The organism is Nocardioides sp., from assembly GCF_047607185.1.
Taxonomy (GTDB): domain Bacteria; phylum Actinomycetota; class Actinomycetes; order Propionibacteriales; family Nocardioidaceae; genus Nocardioides.
This window is the reverse complement of record NZ_JASGDQ010000121.1, coordinates 18401-31592: the sequence shown is the minus strand read 5'-3', so window position 1 is coordinate 31592 and position 13192 is coordinate 18401. Positions and strand designations below refer to the sequence as shown.

Annotated in this window: 12 protein-coding genes; 5 read left to right on the top strand and 7 right to left on the bottom strand. The window is 70.0% G+C overall.

What is annotated here, in order from left to right; translation table 11 throughout:
• Positions 1-84 precede the first annotated feature (84 nt).
• Both QM595_RS14045 and QM595_RS14040 read left to right on the top strand, forming a co-directional pair.
• Complete coding sequence (locus QM595_RS14045) at positions 85-855, top strand: dienelactone hydrolase family protein (protein ID WP_415172192.1); 771 nt, start codon at positions 85-87, stop codon at positions 853-855.
• Positions 855-1115, top strand: coding sequence for a DUF6295 family protein (locus tag QM595_RS14040; RefSeq protein WP_415172191.1), 261 nt, complete (start codon positions 855-857; stop codon positions 1113-1115). The genes QM595_RS14045 and QM595_RS14040 overlap by 1 nt, the downstream gene beginning before the upstream one ends.
• An 86-nt stretch (positions 1116-1201) precedes the next feature.
• On the opposite strand, the gene QM595_RS14035 is transcribed toward QM595_RS14040, so the two are convergent.
• From QM595_RS14035 to QM595_RS14015, 5 genes are all read right to left on the bottom strand, one after another.
• Positions 1202-2473 (bottom strand): ATP-binding protein, encoded by a 1272-nt coding sequence (locus QM595_RS14035; protein WP_415172190.1) that lies wholly within the window; start codon positions 2471-2473, stop codon positions 1202-1204.
• A gap of 216 nt (positions 2474-2689) precedes the next feature.
• A complete protein-coding gene (locus QM595_RS14030; protein ID WP_415172189.1) occupies positions 2690-3415 on the bottom strand; it encodes a hypothetical protein in 726 nt (241 codons plus the stop codon).
• The gene (locus QM595_RS14025; protein WP_415172188.1) at positions 3412-4968 is read right to left on the bottom strand and encodes a long-chain-fatty-acid--CoA ligase; all 1557 of its coding nucleotides are present in this window, start codon (positions 4966-4968) and stop codon (positions 3412-3414) included. Before QM595_RS14025 ends, QM595_RS14030 begins: the two co-directional genes overlap by 4 nt.
• 3 nt (positions 4969-4971) lie before the next feature.
• Positions 4972-6486 carry a carotenoid oxygenase family protein gene (locus QM595_RS14020; protein WP_415172187.1) on the bottom strand — a complete coding sequence of 505 codons (1515 nt, stop codon included), beginning with the start codon at positions 6484-6486 and terminating at the stop codon, positions 4972-4974.
• A 52-nt stretch (positions 6487-6538) separates the two neighbouring features.
• Positions 6539-7765, bottom strand: a complete 1227-nt coding sequence (locus tag QM595_RS14015; RefSeq protein ID WP_415172186.1) for an acetyl-CoA acetyltransferase — start codon at positions 7763-7765, stop codon at positions 6539-6541.
• A 123-nt stretch (positions 7766-7888) separates the two neighbouring features.
• Here QM595_RS14015 and QM595_RS14010 point away from each other — a divergent pair, with 123 nt between their 5' ends.
• The 3 genes from QM595_RS14010 to QM595_RS14000 are packed head-to-tail and all read left to right on the top strand — an operon-like array spanning position 7889 to position 10556.
• A complete protein-coding gene (locus tag QM595_RS14010) occupies positions 7889-8800 on the top strand; it encodes an SDR family NAD(P)-dependent oxidoreductase (protein ID WP_415172185.1) in 912 nt (303 codons plus the stop codon).
• Between the two features lie 56 nt (positions 8801-8856).
• Positions 8857-9675: a DUF1295 domain-containing protein gene (locus tag QM595_RS14005; protein ID WP_415172184.1), complete on the top strand. Its 819-nt coding sequence runs from the start codon at positions 8857-8859 to the stop codon at positions 9673-9675.
• A 2-nt stretch (positions 9676-9677) separates the two neighbouring features.
• Positions 9678-10556: an acyl-CoA thioesterase gene (locus tag QM595_RS14000; protein ID WP_415172183.1), complete on the top strand. Its 879-nt coding sequence runs from the start codon at positions 9678-9680 to the stop codon at positions 10554-10556.
• 21 nt (positions 10557-10577) lie between these two features.
• Here QM595_RS14000 and QM595_RS13995 read toward each other — a convergent pair whose 3' ends face one another.
• Both QM595_RS13995 and QM595_RS13990 read right to left on the bottom strand, forming a co-directional pair.
• On the bottom strand, positions 10578-11501 hold the full coding sequence (locus QM595_RS13995) for an SDR family NAD(P)-dependent oxidoreductase (protein ID WP_415172182.1): 924 nt from the start codon (positions 11499-11501) through the stop codon (positions 10578-10580).
• Entirely contained in the window at positions 11498-13066 is a 1569-nt protein-coding gene (locus QM595_RS13990) for an acyl-CoA synthetase (protein WP_415172181.1), read from the bottom strand. Before QM595_RS13990 ends, QM595_RS13995 begins: the two co-directional genes overlap by 4 nt.
• Positions 13067-13192 lie beyond the last annotated feature (126 nt).

The window sequence follows — 13192 nt, the reverse complement described above, 5'->3', positions numbered from 1 at the left end:
ACCAGCGTACGGCGGCGGCCCGGCGCCTCGCCGTGCGGCCGGCTCCCGTTGCAGAAGCGACTCGCGTTCCGATAGGACAAAGGCATGTGGAACTCGCACTCGACGGCCGGGCCGCTGTCACTCACCGCCCAGATCCAGACCTATCCCGGCGGCGGCGGTGACGAGATCGGCGGCTACGTCGCGCGGCCCGGCGGCGACGGCCCGCGACCCGGCCTGGTGCTGGTGATCCACATGCCCGGCTTCGACGAGTTCTACTTCGAGTTCGCCGAGCGCCTGGCCCGGCACGGGTACGACGTCATCTGCCCCGACCTCTACTCCCGGTTTGGTCACGGCCTGCCCGACGACGTCTTCGCCAAGGTCCGCGCCGAGGGCCACGTCCACGACGACTCGGCGGTCGCCGACCTGGCCGCGGCCCGCGAGTGGCTGCTCGCGCTGCCGACCTCCAACGGCAAGGTCGGCATCCTGGGCAGCTGCTCCGGCGGCCGGCACGCGCTGCTCACCGCCTCGCTGGTGCCCGGCTTCGACGCCGTCGTCGACCTGTGGGGCGGCGGCGTGGTGGCCGCCCCCGAGGACGCCACGCCGGCGCGTCCGGTCGCCCCGATCGACTACACCGAGCGGCTCGACGCGCCGCTGCTGGGGCTGTTCGGCAACGAGGACCAGAGCCCCACGCCTGCGCAGGTCGACCTCCACGAGGCCCGGCTGAAGGCGGCCGGCAAGGACTACGAGTTCCACCGCTACGACGGCGCCGGCCACGGCTTCACCTACTACCACACCCCGCTCTACCGGCAGGAGCAGGCGATGGACGCCTGGGAGAAGATGTTCGCCTTCCTTTCCGAGAAGCTGGGAGCGCGCTGATGTGCACGATGATCACCCGCACCGAGCCGGTGCGCGGCATGGCCAAGGGGGCCGACGGCTGGTTCCCGGTCACCGCCGCCACCGTCGGCTACGACCACACCACCCACAGCGCCGAGGAGCACGCGCTGCTGCTCGACTTCACCAACTACGCCATCGGTCTGGACGCCCGGGTCGCCCTGGAGCTCGACCTCGACTCCGGCCGGGCGCTCCTCGCCCAGCTCACTGAGGCCATCGAGCAGGCCGAGCGCAGCGGGGTCTGAGACCCAGAACGGCCTCCTCGCTGCGGCCCAGCGCGCGAACCCGGCCGCAAGCAAGCGGCCCCGCTTGACGGCAGCCGATACGCGGATCACGGACCTAGCAACGCCAGCGGCACCACCGCGACGCCGTCGGGCCGCCGGTAGGCCTGAGGTCCGGTGGTGATGACTATCTTGTCCGCAAGGCGGTCGCCGAGCTCACGGTCGAGCCAGTTGAGATGGCGTACATCGCGGTCGCTGACGGTGCCGGCGAGCTTCACCTCGATGCCAACCACCCGGAGTCCGCGGTCTTCGACGATCAAGTCGACCTCGCGGCTGGTGTCGGCCGACCGCAAATGGCCCACATCGGCATCGGCGGCGGCCGCATAGACCCTAACGGATTGAGTCGCCAGCGACTCGAAGAGCGCTCCAAGCCAGGTACCCGTCGAGGCTCCGACTCGGGTTCCCAGGCCACGCAGAAGACCCTCGGCATCGACCCCGGCCAGTCGCGCAGCGATCGCAGGATCCACAAGATGGTGCTTGGGAGTCTTGGTCAGCCGCCGCAATGGCGCGAACGCCGGAGTCCATGCCTGCACGGGATCGAGCACGAAGATGCGCTGCAGGTGCTCGCGATACCCGTCGACCGTCTGCCGCGCCGGCTTGTCGTCGTCACCGGCTGTCGCCGCATCGACGATCCTGCTATACGCGGCGTCGGTGGCGGTTGCCGCACCGTACGCCGCCAGCCATGCCCGCAGCGCCCGCGGTCGGCGGATCGTCATACCGTTCTCGGGCAGCTCATGCTCCACGATCCGATCGACGTAGCTGTCGATCTGGAGCCCCCGCACGCGCCCGCTCATGCCGCGGATGCCAGGGAACCCCGATCGGACGATCTCTTCGACGTAGTCCGGCACGGTGAGTGGAGAGCTGCCGCCGATCTCCGGCCGACCGCCGGCCAGGAGTTCCCGCAGCGAGACGGTCGGCTCGACCAAGCTCCTCTCGCTCATCGCCAGCGGACGCATCACCATGCGGACGATCCGGCCAGCACCCGAGTGGACGCGTGCGCCGGGGGCGACGCGGGCGGAGCCGGCGAGCAGGAACCGCGCCCGGTCTGGAGCAGCATCGACGGCGCGGCGGATCCGGTCCCATACCGGAGGATGGAGCTGCCACTCATCAACGAACACCGGAGGCTCCACTTGAACAACGAGGTCAAGATTGGCTGCTAGGGCTTCGAGCTGGAGCGGATCGTCCAGCGCGAGCACCGTGGTCACCCGCTGGCTCGCCGTGGCCGTCTTTCCGACACCCTTCGCGCCTTCGAGTGCGATGGCAGGCAGGCCCGGGAAGACCTCGTCGAGGACCCCGTCAATCACCCGCCGCTGATACGCCACAGGTGCGAACCTAACAGATACTGGGATTTCTATCAGGCATTTCTAGGTCAGTCTAACTGGCGAATCTAGGCCCACTTGGCCTCCGGTGGTCGAGCAGCTGGTCGACGATCCCGGCTAACGTCTCGGCCGCGTCCGACCAGGTAGCCAACGGCCTCATCGCGACGGTGCTCGGGCTGGGAGTCGCCGTGCTCCTGCTCGCGAGCACCGCGGCCTGGACTAGAGGACCCGGAACTCGACGCCGCCGATGGTGGTCGTCATGGGCTCGCCGGCCGGGGTGGCGGCCAGGTCGACGGCGCTGAGCATCCGGCGCGGGCCCTCGACGAACCGGACGACCCGGGAGCCGATCCGCATCTCGGGGCCGGCGGAGCCGGCCTGGAGCGGGAAGCCCCACACCGTCGACCACAGCTCGGCCTGGGCGTGGGGGTCGGGCGAGGCGATCTCGACGGCGAGCACGTCGTCGACGAGCGGGTGGTCCGGCTCGGCGGTGACGACGTCGTCCCAGAACCAGACGTCGGGGTCGGGGATCTCGTCGAACTCGACGAGCAGGCCCATGTCGCCGGGCTTGAGCTGGATGACGTGGCGTCCCATCGCCATCACGTCGGCCGCCAGGCCGACACCGGCTGCCTCGGCGGCAGCGATGCGCGCGGCGACGTCGGGCACCTGAACCGAGAGGCAGTAGCCACCCGGGCCGCCGCCGCGCTCGATCCAGCGCTGCAGCGAGACGTCGGGCCGCAACGGCGAGACCACCTCCAGGTGGGCCTGCCGGCCGACCCGGATGGTCTCGTCGGCGAGCCCGATGTCGGCGAGCTCCGGGTCGGGGAAGCCGTCCGGGAGACCGAAGGTCTCGCAGAGCTCCTTGGCCGTCGCGGCGCCGTCCTCGGCCCCGATGACGACCTGGCGAATGATCGCCCAGTGCTGGTTCGAACCCTGCTCGCCGCTCATCCCACGCTCCTGTCTCGACCCTCCCAGTAGGGCTTGCGCAGCTCACGCTTGAGCACCTTGCCCGACGGGTTGCGGGGCAGCAGCTCGAGCACCTCGACCTGGGTCGGGCACTTGTAGTGGGCCAGCCGCTCCCGGGTGTAGGCGATCAGCTCGGCGGCGTCGATCGAGGCGCCCGGCTTGGCGACTACGATCGCCAGCGGCGTCTCGCCCCACTTCTCGTGCGGTACGCCGATCACGGCGACCTCGAGGACGCCGGGGAAGCCCATGATGACGTTCTCGACCTCGGCGGGATAGACGTTCTCGCCGCCGGTGACCAGCAGGTCCTTGATCCGGTCCTTGATGAAGACGTAACCGTCCTCGTCCTGGTAGCCGGCGTCGCCGGTGCGGAACCAGCCGCCTGGCCAGAACGCCTCCTCGGTCTCCTTCGGGCGACGCCAGTAGCCCTGGGTCACCGAGGGCGCGCGTACGACGATCTCTCCCACCACGCCGGGCTCGACGTCGGCACCGGTCTCCGGGTCGACGATCTTCACCTCGACGCCGGGCACCGCCCGGCCGGCGGAGCGCAGCTTGCTGTCGGGCCCGACGACGTGGTCCTCGGGTCGCAGGATGGTGGTGGTGCCGATGGTCTCGGTCAGGCCGTAGCTCTGCGAGAGCTCGGCGCCGAAGACCCGCTGGGCGCCCACCATCACGGTCTCGGAGATGGGCGAGCCGCCGTAGACGACGTACTTCACGCTGGAGTAGTCCGCCGAGGACGCCTCCGGGCTGTTGATGAACATCTGCATCAGCGTCGGCACCATGATCACGTGGGTGGCGCGGTGCTCGACCATCAGCTCGAGCATGTTCTGCGGCGTGACCTCCTGGAACTGGATGATCCGGCCGCCGGCGTTGAGGGCCAGCAGCGACCAGCCCCCGGCCGTGACGTGGTAGTACGGCGTGGGCACCAGGCTCACGGACTCCTCGGTGGTGTCGAACTGGCTGCCGAACGCCTCGACCGACCACAGCATCGAGCCCACCGTCGTGGTGACGCCCTTGGGGCGGCCGGTGGTGCCGGAGGAGTACATGATCGACAGCAGCCCGTCGCCCTCGACCTCGCGATGCGGGTCCTGCGGCGGCTGCTCGGCCAGCCAGTCCTCGTAGCTGGTCCAACCCTCGCGCGGGGCCGGCGGCTCGCCGGAGAGCGAGATCAGCAGCCGCCGGCCCGGGTAGCTGTCCGGCACCAGGTCGGCGAGCTGGTCCTCGACCGCGACGACCGCCGGATCGGCGTCGCCGAGGATCCAGCCGATCTCGTCGGCGGAGAGCCGGAAGTTGAGCGGCACGATGGCCAGTCCGGCCTTGGTGGCGCCGAAGAGCAGCTCCCAGTACTCGGTGCCGTTGCGGGACAGGTAGGCGACCCGGTCGCCCTGCTCCAGGCCCCACGACACCAGCCCGGCGGCGACTCGGCTGGACCGCTCGTCCAGCTCTCCGAAGGTGGCCTCCCGGCCCTCGCCGACCACGGCGAGGGCGTCGGGACGGACCTTGGCGTTGCGGCGGATGATCTCCGCGACGGACCCCACGTCCTAGAGTCCGATCGCGCTGGCGGCGGAGTCCTCGGTGTGCCAGCGGCGCAGCTCCGAGCCGTCGACCCAGGTGGAGTGGGTGCCGGAGGAGATCCGTTCGGGCAGCCGCAGCTTGCAGACCGGGCCGTCGCCGAGGCGGGCGGCGTCGAAGACCAGGCAGTAGGACTCGTCGGCGTTCATATCGCTGGTGAAGGTGACCAGGTAGCCGTCGTCCTCCGAGGTGCTGCCGACCCGTGGGGCCATCGCGGTCTCGCTGCCGTAGACGCCGTCACCGAAGTCGAAGTGCTCCTCGGCGCCGGTCTTCATGTCATGGCGGGTGAGGCCGTTGAAGAGGAACCAGTTCGGTTTGCCGGTGGCCGCGTAGGCGTAGCGGTAGTCACGACCCGTGTAGCTGCCGTTCATCATGCCGAACTCGGTGATGGTGTCGGTGAGCGACTCCTCCGTGGCCTGGCCGGTGACCAGGTTGAGCCGCCAGCGGTGCAGCCGCGACTTGATGTTGTCCAGGGCCAAGAAGCGGAAGGCCCGCTCCCAGCGGTTGCCGCCCACGTCCTTCGGCTCCGGGTCGTGCTGGTAGAAGCCGTCGAGCACGATCTCGTCGCCGTCCTCGTAGGCGTTGACGAAGTGGAGCACATAGGTCGGCGAGGCCTCGAACCACTTGATGTCCGCGGTCGTGCCGCGGCGCGGGATGACGCCGAAGCGCGAGGGGATGTCGCGGTGGAACGTGGGCTTGTGCACGCCCTCCTTGAGGAGCTCGGCGTCCCAGAAGAGCGGGAAGTCGTTCATGATGGCGTAGTTCTCGGTGAACGCCATGTCGTGCGGCAGCCGCGGCCCGGGCAGCGGCACGTCGATGTAGTGCACCAGGTCGTTGTTCTCGTCCACGACGCCGTACTTCATGTACGGCGCGTCCTTGCTGTAGTTGAAGAACAGCAGCTCGCCGGTGTGCTCGTCGACCTTCGGGTGCGCGGAGACGCCCCAGTCGAAGGGGAACTTGCCCTTCCAGGTCTCCTTGCCGAGGGTGTCGGCGGTGTAGGGGTCGAGCTTGTAGAGGTCACCGCACTGGTAGAAGCTGGTCAGCGCGTAGCCGCGGTGCACGACCACGTCGGTGCTGGAGGCGTCCTTGAGCTGGCGCCGGGCGCCCCAGCCGTCCTCGCGCAGCGACCAGTCGGGCATCTCCGAGATGCCGGCCCACAGGCTGCGGCCCGCCTCGACCTCGGCAGCCAGGCCGTCGGTCTTGACGAAGCGGTTGCGGTAGAAGGCCTTGCCGTCGCGGAAGCCGATCAGGTGGATCATGCCGTCGCCGTCGAACGGGTGGTAGGCCTTCAGCGCCGGGTGGAGCGGGTTCTCCGTGTTGCGCAGGTAGATACCGTCGAGGTCCGTCGGCACCTCGCCCGCGACGACCTCGACGTCGTCGACGTTGCGCTCGACGGTCTGCGGCCGCCACGGACCCGTGCGGTAGGGGTGGTCGTCGTCCTCGGGGAGCGTCGACAGCATCCGGCCAACGATCTCAACGTCCATGTTCTTCGCTGCTTTCTCGAAAAGTGCGGGCTGAGGGTGGGATGAGCGGCGCTCAGCTGTCGGCGGCACCGACCACGAAGCTGACCGCGGTGGCGGTGCTGCCCCCGAAGTTCAAGGTGGCGAAGGTGCGGGCGCCCTCGACCTGGTAGTCACCGGCGGTGCCGCTGACCTGCTTGGCCGCGTCGAGGACCATCCGGACGCCGCTGGCGCCGACCGGGTGGCCACCGCCGATGAGGCCGCCGGAGGGGTTGATCGGCAGCGAGCCGCCGAGCTCGATGTCACCGTTCTCGATGGCCTTCCACGACTCGCCCGGGCCGGTCAGGCCGAGGTGGTCGATGGCGACGTACTCGCTCATGGTGAAGCAGTCGTGGGTCTCCAGGCCGTCGAGACCGTCGAGGGTGATCTTGGCCCGGCCGAAGGCGTCGTCGATGGTCTGCTTCAGGTGCGGCAGGACGTACGGCGAGTCGGCGGCCCGGCGCAGCTTCTGCTCCAGTCCCAGGCCGACCGCGCGGTGGCCCCAGCCGAGCAGCCGCGCCTTCGGACGGGCGGTGGGGTGCTCGCGCAGCCAGCCGTCGGTGACGATCACGACGCCGGCGCCACCGTCGGTGACCTGGCTGCAGTCGAAGCGGCGGGTGCGGCCGTCGATGACCGGGTTGACACTGTCGTCGCTGCCGAAGGCCACCAGGTCGGGGACGTCCCAGCCGCGGGTCTGCGCGTTGGGGTTGCGGCGGCCGTTGCCGAAGTTGACCTGGGCGATGCGGTGGAGGTTGACCTCGTCGAGGCCGTAGCGACGGTCGTACTCCTCGGCGATCTCGCTGAACATGAACGGCCACATGAACGTCGCCGTCTCGCCCTCGTGCCCGATCCAGGCGGCCGCGCCGAGGTAGCCGGCGGCCTGGTCGCCCGAGACGGTCTTCTCCAGCTCGATGCCCAGCACCAGCGCGACGTCGTAGTTGCCGGCCCGCAGGTCGGCCGCCGCCGAGAGCATCGCGATGCCGCCGGAGGCGCAGGCAGCCTCATGCCGCGAGGCGGGCAGGTTCCACAGCTCGTCGTGGACGGTGGCGGGCATGGAGCCGAGCTGTCCCTGACCCGTGAAGAGCTCGCCGAAGGCGTTGCCGACGTGGATCACGTCGACCTCGGTGGCGGGGATGCCGGCATCGGCGAGGGTGCCCTCGACCACCTCGGAGGTGAGGTCGGAGAACTCCTTGCCCTCGCGCGTGAAGTTGCGCGCGAAGTCGGTCTGGAATCCGCCAAGGATCCACAGGTTCGTGTCGCTCATCGGTTCCTCCGAAGGGTGCGGGCTTGTCAGGTTGCTTCGAACCGTACTACAACTACCAGAGTATCTCCAGGGTGCGCCAGCCCCAGAAGGCCACCGATCGGCACCGAACAGAAGGAGTCCGGCATGACCCAGCCCCCCCCGAGCGAGCGACCACTCGACGGGCACGTCGCCATCGTCACCGGAGGTGGCAAGGGACTCGGTCGGGCCTTCGCCCTCCATCTGGCCGGGCTCGGCGCTGCGGTGGTCGTCAACAACCGCAACCGCGAGGTGGACGCCGACGGCCTGGGCCCCGCCGACCACGTCGTCCGCGAGATCGAGCAGGCGGGCGGGCGGGCCGTCGCCGACCACGGCGACGTCTCCGACCCAGCCACCGCCGAGGCAATGGTGCGCACCGCCCTGGCCACCTACGGACGGCTCGACATCTGCGTCACCAGCGCCGCGGTGAGCTCGCCCCAACTCTTCCACAAGACCACCCCCGAGAACTTCGGCGCCGTGCTCGGGATCAACGTCACCGGCACCGCGCTCGTCTGCGCGGCCGCCCTGGCAGTCATGCGCGAGGCCGGCTACGGCCGGATCGTGATGGTCTCCTCCACTGCCGGCCTGCACGGCGAGCCCACCGTCTCGGCGTACGCCGCCAGCAAGGGCGCCGTCATCGCACTCGGCAAGACTGTGGCCGTCGAGGGCTCGCGCAAGGGCGTGCTGACCAACGTGCTGCTGCCGTACGCGACTACCCAGATGACCGGGCAGGGCATGGATCCACGCCACGCCGACCAGATGCGAGCCGACCTGGTCGCGCCGGTCGTGGGCGCGCTCGCCTCCCCCGACTGCACGCTCAACGGCGAGGTGATCGTGACCGGCGGCGGTGGCCTGCGCGCCGCCGACGACGTCGAGTGGGAGACCGTGCTGCTGCCGGAGTCGGCTCCGCTGACCGGCCCCGAGCTGTCCCGCCTGCTCGACAACAGCCGGGCCGGGCAGCCGCACACCTTCCCCGAGGCGCAGGCCGCCTTCCAGTCCCTCGCCGCCGACCTGGCCTAGCAGCGTCCTCGCAACATCCGCCCACCCCAGCCGAATCCTCAGACAAGGAACGACCAGTGCCCGACTATCCCTGGGGCGACTTCGCCCTCAATGTCGTCGTGAGCATCGCCGCCTTGGTGGTCTTCATGGCCGCGATCATGGCCACCGCGACAGCGATCAAGAACCAGTCCATCATCGACATCTTCTGGGGACCGGGCTTCGTCGTGGTCGCGGTCGTCTCCTACCTGATGTCGAGCTCGTCACAGGGCGATGACACCCGGCGGCTGGTCGTCCTCGTGCTGACCGCAGTCTGGGGGCTGCGGCTGGGCGCCTACATCGCCCGGCGCAATCTCGGGCACGGCGAGGACAAGCGCTACACCGCCCTGATGCGGCACCAGAAGGGCACCCTGGTCGGCTACCTGATCAGGAAGATCTACGGCCTGCAGGGCCTCTTGATGCTGCTGGTCTCGCTGTCGGTCCAGTTCGCGATGTACGAGCGGCAGTCGCTGGGCGTCATCGGCGTGATCGGCATCGTGGTCTGGGTGATCGGCTTCGCCTTCGAGGCGATCGGCGACTGGCAGCTTGCCCGGTTCAAGGCCGACCCGGCCAACGCCGGCAAGATCATGGACCGGGGGCTGTGGGCCTGGACCCGGCACCCCAACTACTTCGGCGACACCTGCGTCTGGATCGGGCTCTTCGTGCTGGCCCTCGGCAACGCGTGGGGGCTGCTCACCGTCGTCTCGCCCCTCGTCATGACGAAGCTGCTCGTCAGCTACAGCGGCAAGGCGCTGCTGGAGAAGGGGATGCGGCGCAGCAAGGGCGAGGCCTACGAGCGCTACGTCGCCCAGACCAGCGGCTTCTTCCCGCTGCCACCCCGTCGTACCCAGAAGGCCTGAGCATGAGCGACCTCCTCACCCTGACCGACCTCTTCGACCTCCGGCCCGAGAGCCCGACCACCTGGATCGGCCGCGCCGACGGCCAAGGGCTCCCCCACCTGTTCGGCGGGCAGCTGGTCGCCCAGTCGGTCGTGGCCGCCGGGCTCAGCGCGCCGCGCGAGCGCAGCGTCCACTCGCTGCACACCATCTTCATGCGGGCCGGCCAGGTCGACACCCCGGTGACCTACGAGGTGCACTCGCTGCGCGACGGCGCCTCGGTCTCCTCCCGCCAGGTGGACGCCTGGCAGGGCAGCCGGCTGATCTGCCGGTCGATGCTCTCCCTGACCGAGCTCGAGGGCGGCATCTCGCACAGCCGTGGCAACCCCAGCGGCGCTACCCCCGAGGAGAGCATCAGCCTCCAGGACCTCGCCGAGCCGCATGGCGGCCTCGGCCAGTACTGGGACGGGCTCTCCGCCGTCGAGATCCGGGTGGAGCCGGTCGGCGACCCCGACCCCGTGACCTCCCCTGGGCGCTCCCCCTCGGCCGCGGCGCCGCGCAACGTCTGGATGCGCGCCATCCACGACCTCGGCGACGACCCGCTCTACCACCGGGCGGCGATGGCCTATGCCAGCGACCTGATGCTCATCTCCGCGGCGGTGATCCCGCACGGCTACGACCTCGGCCACGAGAAGCAGCTCGCCCAGGACTGGAACGCGGTCTCGCTCGACCACACCGTCTGGTTCCACCGCGACACCAGGGCCGACGAGTGGCTGCTCTTCGAGCACGCCAGTCCCGGCGCGCACGCCTCCCGGGCGCTGGTGATGGCCTCGATCTTCGACCGCGAGGGCACCACCGTCGGGCACGTGGCGCAGGAGGCGCTGGTACGCCGCCGCGAGGGCTGAGAACGTGTTTGAGCGAGCCCGCTAGGGAGCCTCGGAGGAGAGGCCCAGCTCCGCCAGGATCGACGGCTGGGGATTTGCCTCGTGGGCCGGGCACAGCACGGCCTCGATCCGGTCGGGCAGGGTGTCCAGGTCCCAGGGGCCGTCGGTGTCGATCTGGCCGATCGAGTCGATCCAGCCGAGCACCTTGAACCGGGACAGGCCGGCGTCGTAGATCCGGCCGTTGCTCCAGCCGGACCGCTCGCTGGCCAGGTAGGCCACGATCGGTGCGACATAGTCGACGTCCATGTCGGCGCGGTCGCGCAGCGGGTTCTTCTCGTCGGGGACGCTGGCCGCCATCCGGGTGGCGGCCAGCGGCGCGACGCAGTTGGCCGTGGCGCCGTACCTCGGCAGCGACGCAGCCAGCGAGTAGGTCAGGCCGACGATGCCCATCTTGGCGGCGCTGTAGTTGGGCTGGGCGAAGGCGCCGTAGAGCCCGGCGGCGGAGACGAAGTTGACGAGCCGGAAGCCGCCGGCCGGGTCGTTCAGGTCGTGCCAGTGCCGGGCCGCGGTGGAGCAGGTGTTGAAGGTGCCCTTGAGATGGACCCGGATGACCGAGTCCCACTCCTCCTCGGTCATATTCCAGATCGTCCGGTCGCGCAGGTTCCCCGCGACGTTGACGACCACGTCCACTCCCCCGAACTCCGCCAGGGTGGCGGCGAACATGTCCTGGACGCTGGCCAGGTCGCCGACATCGCAGACGGAGTACGACGCCCGGCCGCCGTCCCGCCGGATCGCCTCGACCGTCTGCTCGGCCGGGGCGGCGTCGCTGCCCGAGCCGTCCAGCGCCGCGCCGAGGTCGGCGACCATGACGTTGCCACCGCACCGGGCCAGCAGCCTGGCCACCGCCGCCCCGATGCCACGCCCGCCGCCGGTGACGATCGCGGTCCGGCCGCTCAGATCGATCATGCTCCCTGCTTCTGCCCGCTGTCGGCGTCGAGATAGCGCTCGCGCAGCTGGCGCTTGTAGAGCTTCCCGGCCGGCGAGCGGGGCAGCGCCTCGACGATGTCCACCGTCCGGGGCACCTTGTGGCGGGCCAGCCGGTCCCTGACGTACTCCCGGATCTCCTCGCCGATCCCCGGCCCGGTCGCGCTCGGATCGGCCAGCTGGACGACCGCCTTGACCTCCTCGCCGAACTCCGGGTTGGGGATGCCGAACACGGCGACGTCGAGGACCGCCGGGTGGCCGATGATGACGTCCTCGATCTCCTGCGGGGAGATGTTCACCCCGCCCGAGATGATCATGTAGTCGGTGCGGTCGGTGAGGAACAGGTAGCCGTCCTCGTCGAGGTAGCCGATGTCGCCGAGCGTGGTCCAGTCCGAGTGCACGGGGTGCCGGGTGGCGTCGGTCTTCGCCGGCTCGCCGTGGTACTCGAAGGTGCGCGATCCCGGCGACTCGAAGTAGACGACACCGCGCTCCCCCACCGGCAGGTCGGCGCCAGCCTCGTCGCAGACGTGCAGGACGCAGCCGCCGAAGGCCTTGCCCACCGAGCCCGGCTTGGCGAGCCACTCCTGGGAGGTGATGACGGTCGAGCCGTTGTCCTCGCTGCCCGCGTAGTACTCCATCAGCACCGGGCCCCACCACTCGATCATCGCCCGCTTGACCGGCACCGGACACGGGCTGGCGCCGTGCATGGCGAAGCGAAGCGAGCTCAGGTCGGCCGCCTCGCGGACCGAGTCGTCGAGCCGCAGCAGCCGCACCATCATGGTGGGCACGACGAGGGTGTGGGTGACGCCGTACCTCTCGATCGCGGCGAGGAAGCCCTCCGGGTCGAACCGCTCCATCAGCACCACGGTGCCGCCCCAGCCCTCGACCGCGGTCGTGAAGGAGAGCGGTGCCGCGTGGTAGAGCGGGGCGGGGCTGAGACAGACCGCGCGCTCGTCGACGTCGTAGGCGCTCTTGACGTAGCCGAGCAAGGCGGCGTTGCCCTCGGCGTACGACGCCCCGGACAGTGGCCGCCGGATCCCCTTCGGCCGGCCGGTGCTGCCGGAGCTGTAGACCATGGTGAGGCCGAGCGGCTGCTCGGCCAGCGGCTCGGCGGGGTAGCGGGCGAGCACCGCGTCGAGCTCCTCGAAGCCGGGCAGCGACTGGCCGATGCTCAGCCGGAGCGCGAGCGGCAACGCGTCGTCGACCAGGCCCGCGGCAAGGTCGCCCAGCCGGCCGTCGACGACGACCGCCTTCGCCTCGCAGTTCTCGACGACGTACCTCGCCTCGGCGGCGCGCAGGTAGGTGTTGACCGGGGTGAAGTAGAGCCCGGAGCGCATCGCGGCCCAGTAGACGACCGGGCTCATCAGGTGGTTGGCCACCGCCGAGGCGACATGGTCGCCGGGCCGCAGCCCGGCGGCGTGGAGCGCCTGCGCCAACCGCGCGGAGGCGGCGTCGAGCTCGCGATAGGTGAGGGTCGCGCCAGTCTCCGCCATGATCACCGCGGCCTTGTCGGGGAACCTCTCGGCCTGCACTGTGGGGTTGCTCACAATGTCCTTCTTACTACAGTTACGACATTCAGACCAGATCTTGAATCCACGCTCCCTACAAGGCAAGCGTCTCGCACAAATCTCTCATAACTGCTATTCAGACAGTTGCCCGCACGGCCTCGAACT

Excerpts from the sequence above, each read along its gene's own strand:
- QM595_RS14045 (WP_415172192.1), top strand. The coding sequence starts at position 85 with ATGTGGAACTCGCACTCGACGGCCGGGCCGCTGTCACTCACCGCCCAG.
- QM595_RS14040 (WP_415172191.1), top strand. The coding sequence starts at position 855 with ATGTGCACGATGATCACCCGCACCGAGCCGGTGCGCGGCATGGCCAAG.
- QM595_RS14030 (WP_415172189.1), bottom strand. The coding sequence starts at position 3,415 with ATGAGCGGCGAGCAGGGTTCGAACCAGCACTGGGCGATCATTCGCCAG.
- QM595_RS14020 (WP_415172187.1), bottom strand. The coding sequence starts at position 6,486 with ATGGACGTTGAGATCGTTGGCCGGATGCTGTCGACGCTCCCCGAGGAC.
- QM595_RS14015 (WP_415172186.1), bottom strand. The coding sequence starts at position 7,765 with ATGAGCGACACGAACCTGTGGATCCTTGGCGGATTCCAGACCGACTTC.
- QM595_RS14010 (WP_415172185.1), top strand. The coding sequence starts at position 7,889 with ATGACCCAGCCCCCCCCGAGCGAGCGACCACTCGACGGGCACGTCGCC.
- QM595_RS14000 (WP_415172183.1), top strand. The coding sequence starts at position 9,678 with ATGAGCGACCTCCTCACCCTGACCGACCTCTTCGACCTCCGGCCCGAG.
- QM595_RS13995 (WP_415172182.1), bottom strand. The coding sequence starts at position 11,501 with ATGATCGATCTGAGCGGCCGGACCGCGATCGTCACCGGCGGCGGGCGT.